13 protein-coding genes and 1 pseudogene are annotated in these 12,381 nt (G+C 64.8%); 1 reads left to right on the forward strand and 13 read right to left on the reverse strand.

Annotated features, from left to right (window positions below):
- Window positions 1–17 precede the first annotated feature (17 nt).
- The 9 genes and pseudogenes from AC1DGD_RS16345 to AC1DGD_RS16385 all read right to left on the reverse strand — a co-directional run bounded on the left by AC1DGD_RS16345 (window position 18) and on the right by AC1DGD_RS16385 (window position 7,466).
- A complete protein-coding gene (locus AC1DGD_RS16345) occupies window positions 18–911 on the reverse strand; it encodes a F0F1 ATP synthase subunit gamma (protein WP_028276063.1) in 894 nt (297 codons plus the stop codon).
- A 76-nt stretch (window positions 912–987) separates the two neighbouring features.
- Complete coding sequence (gene atpA, locus AC1DGD_RS16350) at window positions 988–2,625, reverse strand: F0F1 ATP synthase subunit alpha (RefSeq protein ID WP_028276064.1); 1,638 nt, start codon at window positions 2,623–2,625, stop codon at window positions 988–990.
- Between the two features lie 83 nt (window positions 2,626–2,708).
- Window positions 2,709–3,536 (reverse strand): F0F1 ATP synthase subunit delta, encoded by an 828-nt coding sequence (locus AC1DGD_RS16355; protein WP_476857516.1) that lies wholly within the window; start codon window positions 3,534–3,536, stop codon window positions 2,709–2,711.
- Complete coding sequence (locus AC1DGD_RS16360) at window positions 3,536–4,087, reverse strand: F0F1 ATP synthase subunit B (RefSeq protein WP_223916021.1); 552 nt, start codon at window positions 4,085–4,087, stop codon at window positions 3,536–3,538. Before AC1DGD_RS16360 ends, AC1DGD_RS16355 begins: the two co-directional genes overlap by 1 nt.
- Window positions 4,088–4,135: 48 nt before the next feature.
- Entirely contained in the window at window positions 4,136–4,354 is a 219-nt protein-coding gene (atpE, locus tag AC1DGD_RS16365; RefSeq protein WP_003804776.1) for an ATP synthase F0 subunit C, read from the reverse strand.
- A 125-nt stretch (window positions 4,355–4,479) separates the two neighbouring features.
- Complete coding sequence (gene atpB / locus AC1DGD_RS16370; protein WP_223916023.1) at window positions 4,480–5,280, reverse strand: F0F1 ATP synthase subunit A; 801 nt, start codon at window positions 5,278–5,280, stop codon at window positions 4,480–4,482.
- A gap of 81 nt (window positions 5,281–5,361) precedes the next feature.
- A pseudogene (locus tag AC1DGD_RS16375) lies at window positions 5,362–5,734 on the reverse strand (hypothetical protein).
- Complete coding sequence (locus tag AC1DGD_RS16380) at window positions 5,727–6,212, reverse strand: Cg1360 family ATP-synthase-associated protein (RefSeq protein WP_230012011.1); 486 nt, start codon at window positions 6,210–6,212, stop codon at window positions 5,727–5,729. The pseudogene AC1DGD_RS16375 and the gene AC1DGD_RS16380 overlap by 8 nt, the downstream one beginning before the upstream one ends.
- Before the next feature lie 129 nt (window positions 6,213–6,341).
- Window positions 6,342–7,466 carry an MraY family glycosyltransferase gene (locus AC1DGD_RS16385; RefSeq protein ID WP_476848847.1) on the reverse strand — a complete coding sequence of 375 codons (1,125 nt, stop codon included), beginning with the start codon at window positions 7,464–7,466 and terminating at the stop codon, window positions 6,342–6,344.
- A gap of 305 nt (window positions 7,467–7,771) precedes the next feature.
- Here AC1DGD_RS16385 and AC1DGD_RS16390 point away from each other — a divergent pair, with 305 nt between their 5' ends.
- Window positions 7,772–8,668 (forward strand): glycosyltransferase, encoded by an 897-nt coding sequence (locus AC1DGD_RS16390; protein ID WP_476857517.1) that lies wholly within the window; start codon window positions 7,772–7,774, stop codon window positions 8,666–8,668.
- Window positions 8,669–8,701: 33 nt separating this feature from the next.
- Here the strand turns inward: AC1DGD_RS16390 and AC1DGD_RS16395 are convergent, their stop codons facing one another.
- The 4 genes from AC1DGD_RS16395 to prfA are packed head-to-tail and all read right to left on the reverse strand — an operon-like array spanning window position 8,702 to window position 12,237.
- Window positions 8,702–9,469, reverse strand: coding sequence for a WecB/TagA/CpsF family glycosyltransferase (locus tag AC1DGD_RS16395; protein ID WP_223916033.1), 768 nt, complete (start codon window positions 9,467–9,469; stop codon window positions 8,702–8,704).
- Window positions 9,466–10,230, reverse strand: coding sequence for an L-threonylcarbamoyladenylate synthase (locus tag AC1DGD_RS16400; protein WP_476857518.1), 765 nt, complete (start codon window positions 10,228–10,230; stop codon window positions 9,466–9,468). Before AC1DGD_RS16400 ends, AC1DGD_RS16395 begins: the two co-directional genes overlap by 4 nt.
- The gene (prmC, locus tag AC1DGD_RS16405) at window positions 10,227–11,147 is read right to left on the reverse strand and encodes a peptide chain release factor N(5)-glutamine methyltransferase (RefSeq protein WP_476857519.1); all 921 of its coding nucleotides are present in this window, start codon (window positions 11,145–11,147) and stop codon (window positions 10,227–10,229) included. The genes AC1DGD_RS16400 and prmC overlap by 4 nt, the downstream gene beginning before the upstream one ends.
- A gap of 16 nt (window positions 11,148–11,163) precedes the next feature.
- Complete coding sequence (gene prfA / locus AC1DGD_RS16410; protein WP_079554478.1) at window positions 11,164–12,237, reverse strand: peptide chain release factor 1; 1,074 nt, start codon at window positions 12,235–12,237, stop codon at window positions 11,164–11,166.
- Window positions 12,238–12,381: the final 144 nt, after the last annotated feature.

Genomic DNA, 12,381 nt, shown 5'->3' on the forward strand with positions numbered 1-12,381 from the left:
ATCCGGGCTCGTGCTGGCTAGGACGCGGACAACGCGTCGGCACCGGCAACGATTTCGGAAAGCTCCTGCGTAATTTCAGCCTGACGGGCAGTGTTGCGCAGACGCGTGTACTTCTTGATGAGATCCGTCGCGTTGTCGCCGGCGGACTTCATCGCACGCTGGCGGGCTGCGAGCTCGGAAGCTGCTGCCTGCAACATGGCGGCGAAGATACGTGATTCGATGTAGCGCGGCAGCAGGGCATCGAGAACCTGCTCCGTTTCCGGCTCGAATTCGTAGAGGGGCAGCAGGTCCGATTCGGACGCGGCTTTCTCTTCGACAACCTCGAGCGGCAGCAGACGGACGACCGTCGGCTCCTGGGTCACCATCGACTTGAAGCGGGTGTAGACGACGTGGATTTCGTCGACGCCGCCCTCTTCGTAGGCGTTAGCGAATTCGGCCAGCAGTGCTTCACTAACTTCGCGCGCGGTCGCAAACTCCGGTGCATCCGTGTTGCCGGTCCATACGCGAGCGTATTCACGGTTCCGGAAGTCGAAGTACGCCTGCGCCTTGCGGCCGACCAGGAACGTCTTGACTTCCTTACCTTCCCCGTGGAGCAGCTCGTTGAGGCCTTCGGCCTGCTTGAGGACACTCGCCGAGTAAGATCCCGCGAGGCCACGGTCCGAGGTGATGACCAGGACGGCGGCCCGGCGGATCTGCGCCGGCTCGGTGACCAGGGGGTGGTCGATTTCGCTCTGGCTTGCGACAGCAGAAACGGCACGCGTGATCGCGTTCGCGTAAGGCAGTGAAGCTGCTACGCGTGCGCGGGCCTTGCCGATGCGCGAGGTAGCGATCAGTTCCATCGCCTTGAAGATCTTGCGCATCGACGTCGTCGAGCTGATCTTCTGGCGGTAGACCCGGATCTGGGCTCCCATACTTATCCTTTCCTAAGATCCCGATGGCCGGGACTGCCGGAACCCGTGCGGGTCCCGGCAGTCCCTGCCAGCGAAACTAGCGCTTCTGCTTGACGATTTTTTCCTGGTCGACCTGATCCTCGCCGATGGGGGCGTGCTCCTCGTGCCCCGCACCGACCAGGAGGTTGTCTCCCTCGCCGAAGAAGCCCTTCTTGAAGTCCACGATTGCGGTCTTCAGTGCTTCAGCGGTGTCATCGTCCATGACGTTGGTCTGGGCCAGCGTCGTCAGGATGGAGGACTTGTGCTTGAGGTGCTCCAGGAACTCGGTCTCGAAGCGGTTGATGTCTTCAACCGGAACCTCGTCCAGGTGGCCGTTGGTGCCGGCCCAGATGGAGACGACCTGGTTCTCGACCGGGAACGGCGAGTACTGGCCCTGCTTGAGCAGTTCCATCAGGCGTGCACCGCGGGTCAGCTGCTGGCGCGATGCGGCGTCCAGGTCCGAGGCAAACATGGCGAAGGCCTGCATGTCGCGGTACTGGGCCAGTTCCAGCTTCAAGGTACCGGAGACCTTCTTCATGGACTTGACCTGGGCGGCGCCACCAACACGGGAGACGGACACACCGACGTCGACAGCGGGGCGCTGGTTGGCGTTGAAGAGGTCCGACTGCAGGAAGATCTGGCCATCGGTGATGGAGATCACGTTGGTCGGGATGTAGGCGGAAACGTCGTTTGCCTTGGTCTCGATCAGCGGCAGACCGGTCATCGAGCCTGCACCGAGCTCGTCGGAGAGCTTGGCACAACGCTCCAGCAGACGGGAGTGCAAGTAGAAGACGTCGCCCGGGTAGGCTTCGCGTCCCGGCGGGCGGCGGAGCAGCAGTGACACTGCACGGTAGGCCTCGGCCTGCTTGGACAGGTCATCGAACACGATGAGGACGTGCTTGCCGCCGTACATCCAGTGCTGGCCGATGGCCGAGCCGGCGTACGGTGCCAGGTACTTGAAGCCTGCGGGGTCGGACGCCGGGGAAGCCACGATCGTGGTGTATTCCAGGGCGCCGTTGTCCTCGAGGGTCTGGCGGACGGCTGCGATCGTGGATGCCTTCTGGCCGATCGCCACGTAGATGCAGCGCACCTGCTTCGTCACGTCTCCGGAAGCCCAGTTGGCCTTCTGGTTGATGATCGTGTCGATCGCAATGGCGGACTTGCCGGTCTGGCGGTCACCGATGATCAGCTGGCGCTGGCCGCGGCCGATCGGGATCATGGCGTCGATAGCCTTGAGCCCGGTCTGCATCGGCTCGTGGACCGACTTACGCTGGGTCACGCCGGGTGCCTGGAGTTCCAAGGCACGGGTGGTCTCGGCCTTGATCTCGCCGAGGTCATCGATGGGCTGGCCCAGCGGGTCAACCACGCGGCCGAGGAAGGCGTCGCCAACGGGCACGGACAGAACCTGCCCGGTGCGGTGGACTTCCTGGCCTTCTTCGATTCCGGTGAAGTCACCGAGGATGATGACGCCGATCTCGCGGACGTCGAGGTTCTGGGCCAGGCCCAGCGTGCCGTCTTCGAAGCGAAGCAGCTCGTTCGCCATGACCGAGGGAAGGCCCTCAACACGGGCGATGCCGTCACCTGCGGTTGTTACACGGCCGACCTCTACGCGCTCTGCGTTTCCGGGTTCGTAGGACGCCGCGAACTCGTTCAACGCATTACGGACGTCGTCGGCGTTGATGGTCAATTCGGCCATCTGCAGTCCCTGCTCTCCTGTTTTCGTGATCATCGTTGCTCACGATGACCGGGGTTTCTTGTCGTTAGGTTGTGCTTGTCCGGCTAGCCGGCAAGCTGACGCTGGAGCTGGCCCAGGCGGCCGGCGACCGAAGCGTCAACCACTTCGTCACCTACCTGGATCCGGATGCCACCGATCAGTGCCGGGTCAACATTCATGTTGATCTTGAGCTCGCGCCCGTAAAGGGCGTTCAGCCCCGCCTGCAGGCGGCTGATCTGCGTCTCCGTCAGCGGACGGGTGACGTCGACCGTTGCAATCCAGCGCTGCTGGCGCTTGGCGGCAAGCTCGGCGAAACGGCGGACCAGCCTGGTGACCTTAAGCCCGCGCGGAGCCGTGACGGCCTGCCCGATCAGGACTTTCGCTTCCTCGCTCGCACCGGGTACGAGTTTGTCGGCGAGGGACACCTTGGCGGCCGGGCTGGCCTGCGGCTCGGACAGAGCACGCTGGACCTCGTGGCTGGACTCAACGGCCTGGTTGAAGGAGAACAGATCGTTCTCCAGCAATTCCAGTCCGCTGAGCCCGGAGGCAGAGACGGCCGACTTGTTCTCGGCAACAGCGATGACCACCGAAGCGGCAAGAGTCTCGAGTGCATCGCCGATATCCCGTGCCGATGCCCAGCGGGAGCTGGCCAGTCCGGCTGCGATTTCAACAGCGTCAGCGGATACTTTTCCGCCGAAGAGCTGCTTGACCAGCGCCGACTTTTCGTCACCGCTGCGGGACGGGTCAGTCAAAGCACGGCGCAAGCCGGCCGAGCTGTCCACGGTTCCCAGGATTCCGAAGAGTTCCTTTGCCAACTGCAGCGACGCGGTGGGAAGCTTGGCCTCCAGTGCCGCCAGCGCAGCGGCCAGCGATTCGCTCGATACACCTGCCATTACTTAGCTACACCCGCGTTCTGGTTCTCCAGATCTGCCAGGAAGCGGTCCACCACTCGGGCCGACCGTGCATCGTCGCTCAGTGCCTCGCCGACGATGCGGCTCGCCAGCGTCGTGGCCAGCGTGCCAACCTCCGCGCGGAGCGACACAACGGCCGCCTGGCGCTCGGATTCGATCTGCGTGTGGGCCTGCGCGGTGATGCGGGCAGACTCGGCAGCCGCCTTCTCCTTCAGCTCTGCAAGGATCTGGGCGCCTTCGGCGCGTGCTTCCTCGCGGATGCGGTTGGCTTCGGTGCGGGCTTCCGTGAGCTGCGCCTTGTACTCTTCGAGCGCTGCGGAGGCCTCGGCCTGAGCCTTTTCGGCCTTGGCGATACCGCCCTCGATGGCTTCGGCCCGCTCTGCGAAGGTCTTCTCGAACATCGGGACAACGTACTTGACCACGATGAACAAGAGGAGCGCAAAGCCGGCGAAGACGACAAGCATTTCCCAAGGATTGGGAACGAGGGGGTTAGTACCGCCTTCGGTGGCGGCTGAGATGATCGCTTGATTCATATTTCACCCGTCCTTATCTACTCGGTTCTGGATGTTCGGTTGTTCTGTTTACTTAAGAACGAACGCGAAGACCAGGCCAAGGATGGCGAGGGCTTCAGTCAGCGCGAGGCCGAGGAATGCGATCGGCTGCAGGACGCGCTGGGCTTCCGGCTGACGTGCCACACCGTTGATGTAAGCGGCGAACACGAGACCCACACCGATACCACCGCCGATGGCGGAGAGGCCGTAGCCGATGAGGTTGAGGGAGCCGTTGATGGAGCCTTCCATTTTTCTTCCTTTCAAGATGCCACCCATGTGGCAGGTTGTTTGGGTTGCTTCATCCCCGTGAGGGGAAGACTATGTTGTGCCGGCTGGGGTTGTGCCTTCTGGCGTGTGCGCCTGAAGGCCTTCGCCTAGTGGCTGTCGGCGTGCAGCGCGCCTTCGATGTAGATCGCGGTCAACAGCGTGAAGACGTAGGCCTGCAGCACCATGATCAGCGCTTCGAGCATGTACATGGCGATCGCACCGCCAAGGACGAGTACGGACGCGCCCTTGAGGAGGACGTTTTCCTGCATCACGAGGTATTCGATGCCCGCACCGGAGATCATGATGATCAGGTGGCCGGCCAGCATGGTGGCGAACAGACGAAGGCTGTGCGTGACCGGGCGGACCAGGAAGTTGGAGATGATCTCGATCGGTACGACGATCGGGAGAATGTAGAACGGCACACCGGACGGAACCGTGGCCAGCTTGAAGTACTTCAGGCCGCTCTTCCGGATGCCGACGGCGATCCAGGTGACATACACGATCGCGGCGAGCACGTAGGCACCGCCGACGTGCGAGAAGGTGGGAAGCTGGATCAGCGGGATTGCACCGTAGATGTTGTTCACGAGGATGAAGAAGAAAAGCGTGAACAGCAGCGGGACATACTTCATGAAGTCCCGGCCGCCGATAATGTCCTTGGCGATGCTGTTGCGGACGAAGCTATAGGCGGCCTCGCCAGCGAACTGCAGCTTGCCGGGAACCAGCTGCTGCTTCCGTGCAGCGATCACAAAGAATGTACCGATAATGACGACCGACAGGATTACCAGCAGCATCTGCTTGGAAAATCCGTCGGCAGCACCCCAGGGGATGATAGCCGGCAGGTGAAGTTCTTCAATTCCAGGAGGCGTGAAGGTTCCTGAATCTTGGGCCGGGAGCGCAAGCGCGATCAACGCGTTTCCTCTCTGCAGTGTCCATCATTGGGCGTTGGGCGGGGACCGGCGACATTGGTGCCCGCCTCTCCCCCTGTGAAATTATTTGGCATTACTGTTCCTCGTCCTGGGACGGGCCACGTGCAGCAGTGCCGTCATCAGCTGAAGTTCTGTTACTGGTGAGGCCGTGCATATGAGAAAGATAGAACCCTCCCGCAGCTCCAAGCAGAGCGCCTGCGAGCACAATCCAGCGGGTTCCCCACAGATTATCCAGTCCCCACCCTATCAAACTCCAGACGATGATTCCGCCAACAATGTAGCTGAAGACGGCGATTCCGGCGTTGTATCCGCCGTCGCTTCCGTCGGTCGATACACCGGGGGCACCGGACGTAGTTTTGGGTGATTTGGCTGGCTGGTTTTCTGGTCCGGTACGTGGTCCGGCAACTGGCCTGCGGCCGGATTTGCGGCTAAACATCGGTGCCGCCTTTTCGCGTTTCGGGATCGTTGTAAATCTGGAGCCTGGCCTTGCTGAAACCGTAAATTTCGGCTGCCTGCCAGAACACGACGGTGACGACGGCGCCAATCAGGAACCAGCGGCCGTGCAGCCAGGCCGGGGCGCCGATGACGAAGAGGACCACGGCGAAGCCGACAACCTTGACGAAGTACGTCGCGACGAACAGTCCGATCGCTCCCGAAGGGTTGTTGCGGCCGACGAAGTGGCCCACCGCGAGGCTGATGGCAAAGAAGGCCATCACCAGCGCGCCGCCGAACAGGGCGGACCAGAGCCCCACGGCGCCGTTAAAGATGAAGGCAGCCGTGCCGGTCAACACCAGTGCTGCGGCGGAGGCCGCGGAACTCATTGCCAGCAGCCTGAGCCACAGGGATTTTGTGGGGCCGGAGACGCCAACGGGTCCGTTGCCGGAAGCGGGTTCCGGTTCGGCGTTGGAGGTCATCAGATCCCAATCGTCGCTGGCGTATTGCTGGTCAAGGCAGGCGGCGAAGTACCGCCCCTGAATTCTACATTAGATAGAAATTATTCGGAAAAGCGCGTCGGAGCGGGTTCCCCGGGCATGCCGGTCAGGCTATTCGGGAGTGCGGGCCATCTGCCGCGGCCCGCGCTGGCGCAGGTACGGCCAGGCAGTCGCCACGGCCATGATTGCCGCGGCGGCCAGATCGACGGCGAGGACTATGTGCCAGGGGAAGATCGCGAAAGCGAGGCCGCCGAAGGCAAGGATGCAGGTCCACAAGTACATCAGCACGACGGCGCCGCGGTGCGAGTATCCGATGTCCAGGAGTTTGTGGTGCAGGTGTCCGCGGTCCGCCGACCACGGCGACCGGCCCAGCGCTGTCCGCCGCACCACCGCCAGGCACAGATCCAGCAGCGGCAGGAACAGCACCGCGAACGGCAACAGGATGGGGATGATCGTGGGAATGCCGTTGGCCCGGTCGTAGAGGCCTGAGCTGATCTGGCCGGTCGAGACGACGCCGGCCGAGGCCATCAGCAGGCCAATCAGCATGGCCCCGGAATCGCCCATGAAGATTTTGGAGGGGAACCAGTTGTGCGGCAGGAAGCCGACGCAGCTGCCGACCACGACGGCGGTCAGCAGGGTGGCGAGGTCCGAGCGGTCCAGCAGGACGGCTGTGCGGTGGACCCAGTAGGCCGTGAGGAAGAACGCCGCTCCGCCGATGATCGCCACGCCCGCGGCGAGCCCGTCCAGTCCGTCGATGAAATTGAACGCATTCATGGTGGTGACGATCAGCCCGGCCGTCAGCACAATGCTCACGGCCTCGTTCTGGATCACGATCGGCTCGGGAATGAACGGGATGATCGTCATCCGGACCCCCCAGGTGGCCACGACCAGTGCCGCTGCGCTTTGGCCGATCAGCTTGACCCACCACCTCAGGTCCAGCAGGTCGTCCGCCACGCCGACAACGACGATCACCGCGGCCCCGGCCAGGATTCCCCATGGCGCCGTGTTGTTCCGGAAGATGTCCTTGACGAAGAACGAATTGCTCGCTGTGACCAGGGCAACCAGCACGCCCGCGAAGATGCCGAGGCCGCCGAGCCGGGAGATCGGGGTGGAATGCATGTCGCGGCTGCGGATCGGGGAATACAGCTCCAGCTTGTTGCCCGCGAGCCGGGCACCCCATGTCGCCGCGTAGGTCACGATCGCTGCCGTCAGCATCATGAGCAGGTACATGATCACGGGACGACCACCAGCCAAACGCCGTCAGTACCGTCAGCACAGGCACCGCACGCCGGCACGTCCCGCAGCACCGGACGCGCCGGTGAGCTGCGGAAATGGGGTGGATTCGATTGCGGTGGAACTGTCTTTCGAAAAATGAAACTTCTCCGTCGCCGTGCGCAGGGCAGGCAGTGCGTAGTGCCTGACAGGGCTGTATTACAGTGGACTCTAGTCAAGATACTAATGCCAACGGCCGCCTGTCTTCGCGTCACACGGCCCTCTGCCGGCGGGAAAACCACTGACGGTCGTGCTGAAAGGACCCCGCGATGACCCCCTCGGTTGCAGTCGCTGCCGTGACGTTTGACCGTCCCAGGGAGCTGGCGGTCCTGATGGACGCCATCAACAACCAGACCGCTCCAGTGCAGTCCATTTGCCTCGTCGACAGCGGCACCGTGCCGTCGACGGACGTTGCCGGCCAGCACGCCAACGTGGACTATGTCCGGTCCGAGGCAAACCTTGGCGGCGCCGGCGGATTCTCGTTGGCCATCCTCAAGGCCGTGGCCAGCGGGGCTGACTGGATCTGGATGATGGACGACGACGCCGAACCGGCAGATCCCGACTGCCTTGCCACGTTGCTCCGTGAGGCCCAGGAACGTGGTCTGGACGCCGTCGTGCCCCTCGTGGTGGCCCCCGGCCACCCGGACCAGCTGTCCTTTTTCTTCCGGCTGGGCGGCAAGGTCACGCATGAGCGCGCGGAGGTGGAAAAGGTCGGATTCCTGCCCGACGACGGGCACTTCTTCAACGGCGCCCTGATCCGTTCCGATGTCTTCTTCAAAGTCGGCCTGCCGGACATGCGCCTTTTCATCCGTGGCGACGAGGTGGACTTCACGCTCAGGCTCAGGAAGGCCGGGATCCGCTTCGGCACGGTGACCACCGCCGCCATCACGCACCCGCACGCCTTCGCTGAAACCAAGCACGTCTTCGGTGCGCGGTGGCACGTGATCGTTCCGGATTCCGCCTTCAAGCGCTACTTCTACTACCGGAACCGCGGGTACATGATCCGCCGCCACTTCCGGGTCAAGTCCTTCATCGCGGATGTGGGCGGCTACCTCGGCTACTTCCTGCGCAGCGGCGACTTCCGCGGGCTCGCTGACTGGTTCCGCGCCTTTTCCGCCGGGCTCCGCGGCAAGGGCTTCGGCCCGCTGGAGGACCAGAAGTTCTGACCGTGCTCCCCCGCCCGCAGCCCCGCCGGCAGCCTAGGGCTGCCGGCGCAGGCGCCGGCGGAGCAGCAGGCCCAGCAGCACCCAGGGTTCGCCGAACACCCGGTAGGCTACCCGCTGCGGGTGGAGCATGAGCCGCCATGCCCATTCGAGTCCGAGCCGGCCGATCCAGCGCGGCGCCAGTTTCTGCACACCGGCAATCTGTTCGATGGCGCCGCCGACGGTGCAGTAGACCGCAGGCGGAAGCGCGGCAAGCCGGCGGGCCATGACCTGCTCCTGCAGCGGCATCCCGAGGCCCAGCAGCACAAGCTGCGGGCGCAGCCGGTTCAGCCATTCGACCGCGGCTTCCTCAACTTCCTTGTTCCAGCCTTCGCCGGGCATCCCGTCGACCCGCGCCCCGGGGACGATCTCCCGCAGCCTGGCCACGGCACCGGCGTTGGCCACGGCGCCTGCACCGATGACCGCAATGCGCTCCAGTCCCGCGACATTGCCGAGCGCGGGAATCCAGTCGGTCGACCCCAGCCGGTAGTCCATCACCGGTTCCCTGCCGTCGTCCTCTTCGCCGGTCTTCGCCCAGAGCCAGAGCACCGGTGCGCCGTCGATCAGGACCACGTCGCTGCGCTCATAGAAAGAGCGGAAGGCAGGATCGGAGTGCAGCAGCGTCACGCTGTGCAGGTTGTGGCCCACCACGATCCGGGTCTTGCCCTCGGCCATGAACGTGCTGAGGACCGCGGTCAGCTCGGACACCGTCACGGGGGTCGCTTCGACGTCGAGGAAAGGGACGCGCTGACGCTCCAGCGTCATGCGGAACCGGGCTCCGGCGCAGCGTCGCCCGGCGCAGCGGCGGACTCTGCGGCGGCGGACTCTGCGGCCGGCTCCGGAGCGTCCGCAGCATCGGGGGCGTTGCCGTCGATGTCCAGGACGCCGGGCACCACGCCGCGCAGGCGGTCGAGGCTGATGGCTCCCTGCCGGACGACGCGCAAGGGCAGCGCCGTCGCGTCGACGATGGTCGAGGCGAGGGCCTCGGCGCCGTCGGCGGGCCGGGGTCCGCCCTCCAGGTAAACCTCCACGGATTCCGCCAGCTGGGCTTCGGCGTCCGCGGCGGTCTGCGCCGCGGCGTGCCCGGTGCGGTTAGCGGAGGACACCGCGAGGGGTCCGGTAAGCGTCAGCAGGTCCTGGGCGATCTCGTCGGCCGGGATCCGCAGGGCGACCGTGCCCTTGGTCTCGCCGAGATCCCAGTCCAACGACGGCTGGGCATGCAGGATCAGGGTCAGGCCGCCGGGCCAGAACGCCTCGGCCAGCCACCGCGCCTCGGCCGGAACGTCCGTGGCCAGGCCATCGAGGGCGTTCAGCCTGGGGATCAGCACGGGCGGCGGCATCTTCCGGCTCCGGCCCTTGGAGGCGAGCAGCAGGGTCACGGCAAGGGGTGAAAAGGCGTCGGCCGCAATCCCGTAGACCGTGTCCGTGGGAAAGACCACGCACTTGTTCTCCCGGATGGCCCGTTGGGCGTGCTCAAGTCCCGCAGCGCGCTGCTCGGCCGCCGTGCAATCGTAGCTAGTCGTCACTGGCCTATTCTTTCATCACTTGTCACACGATTTTTCGCGGCCGTAGGCCCTGACGGTGCCAGGACGGCGCTGGTGGCGCGGTCCTTGCCGTTGAGGTCACGGTGCGTTGTCACCTCGGCGAACACCCCGGCGCGTTTGAGCATCGCGGCGATCCATTCCGACTGGACCTCGGCGTGCTCCATCACGAAGTAGCCGCCGGGAACCAGCAGGCGGGCAGCCGAGGCGGCCGCCGCCGTCGGAAGTTCCATCCCGTCCGCTCCCCCGCCGTAGAGGGCCTCGGGCGGGTCGTGCAGCGCCACTTCGGGTTCGTTCGGGATCGCTTCGGCGGGGATGTAGGGCGGGTTGGAGACGACGACGTCGAACGTGCCGTTGTGTTCGGCCAGCGCGTCGCGCAGGTCGCCGCGGATGAGGTGGACGCCCAGGGGAGCCAAGTTTTTCGCCGCCCACGCGTGCGCGAATTCGCTGAACTCGACCGCATGGACTTCCGCGCCGGGAACCTCATGGGCGATCGAGCCTGCAATGGCACCGGACCCGGTGCCCAGGTCCACGACCTTGGGGTGCGCCAGTCCGTCGCTGGCCTTGAGCCAGTCCAGGACCAGCTGCACCACGGATTCGGTCTCCGGCCGCGGGATGAACACACCGGGACCGACGGCGAGTTCGAGGTAGCGGAAGTGCGCCACGCCCGTTATGTGCTGCAGCGGGATCCGCTGCGCCCGTTCGGCGACCAGGTCGGCGTAGCCTTCCGGCGCCGGCGCGTCCCCGAGCATCAGCGCGCGCAGCCGGCCCAGTCCGATGCCGAGCAGGTGCTCGGCCAGGAGTTCGGCGTCCACGCGCGGGCTGGGCACGCCGGCCGCCGCGAGGACCGCCGTCGCCTCGCTGACGGCCTCCGCGAGGCTCGGACCATCACCTGCAGTCATCACCAGTGACCCGCGCCTATTCGCCGATGGCGTCGAGCCGGGACTGCTCGTCCAATTCGATGGCCGACTGGATCACCGGTTCCAGGTCGCCGTTCATGACCTGGTCCAGGTTGTAGGCCTTGTAACCGGTGCGGTGGTCCGCAATCCGGTTTTCCGGGTAGTTATAGGTACGGATGCGCTCGGAGCGGTCCATAGTGCGGATCTGCGACTTGCGCTGCGCCGAGTTTTCGGCGTCGATCAGCTCCTGCTGGTGCGCCAGGATGCGGGCACGCAGCACGCGCATGCCGGCCTCACGGTTCTGCAGCTGCGATTTTTCGTTCTGCATGGCGACGACGATTCCGGTGGGAAGGTGCGTGATGCGCACTGCGGAGTCGGTGGTGTTGACCGACTGCCCGCCGGGACCGGAGGAGCGGTAGACGTCGATCTTGAGATCGTTCTGGTTGATCTCGAGCTCCTCGGGCTCGTCCACTTCGGGCAGCACCAGCACGCCGGCGGCCGAGGTGTGGATGCGGCCCTGGGATTCGGTGACGGGGACACGCTGGACCCTGTGCACGCCGCCTTCGAACTTGAGCCGGGCGTACACGCCTTCGGCCGGATCGTTCGAGCTGCCCTTGACGGCCATCTGGACGTCCTTGTACCCGCCGAGGTCCGACTCGGTGGCAGAGATGATCTCGGTCTTCCAGCCGCGGGATTCCGCGTAACGGCTGTACATCCGCAGCAGGTCCGCGGCGAACAGGGCTGCCTCGTCGCCGCCTTCGCCGCCCTTGACCTCGAGGATCACGTTGCGGGAGTCGTCCGGGTCGCGCGGGATCAGCAGCCGGCGCAGCTTGGCCGCCGCCAGCTCCAGCGCGGCCTCCAGCTCGGGCACCTCGGCCGCAAACTCGGGGTCCTCGTCCGCCATTTCCTTGGCAGCGGCCAGGTCATCGCGGATGCCTTCCCAGCGGTGGTAGGCCTCCACAATGCCGTTCAACTGGGCAGAACGCCGCCCCAGCTTCCGGGCCAGCCGCTGGTCAGCATAGACAGCAGGATCCCCCAGCTGAGCCTGGATAGAGTCGTGCTCATCCAACAGGCCCTGTACGGACTCAAACATTTTCAAACCTCTTTCGACTCTCTCAAGTCTAGTTACTGCAACGCGGGGTCACTTACCGCCCATTCCGGCGGCCCTGATGGGCCGTAGGTGACCCCGCGTTGCTCCCGCCAGGGGGTGGTGAGTTAAACCAGAAGCCGCTCAAAA

This window comes from Arthrobacter sp. 05T45 (assembly GCF_056395875.1).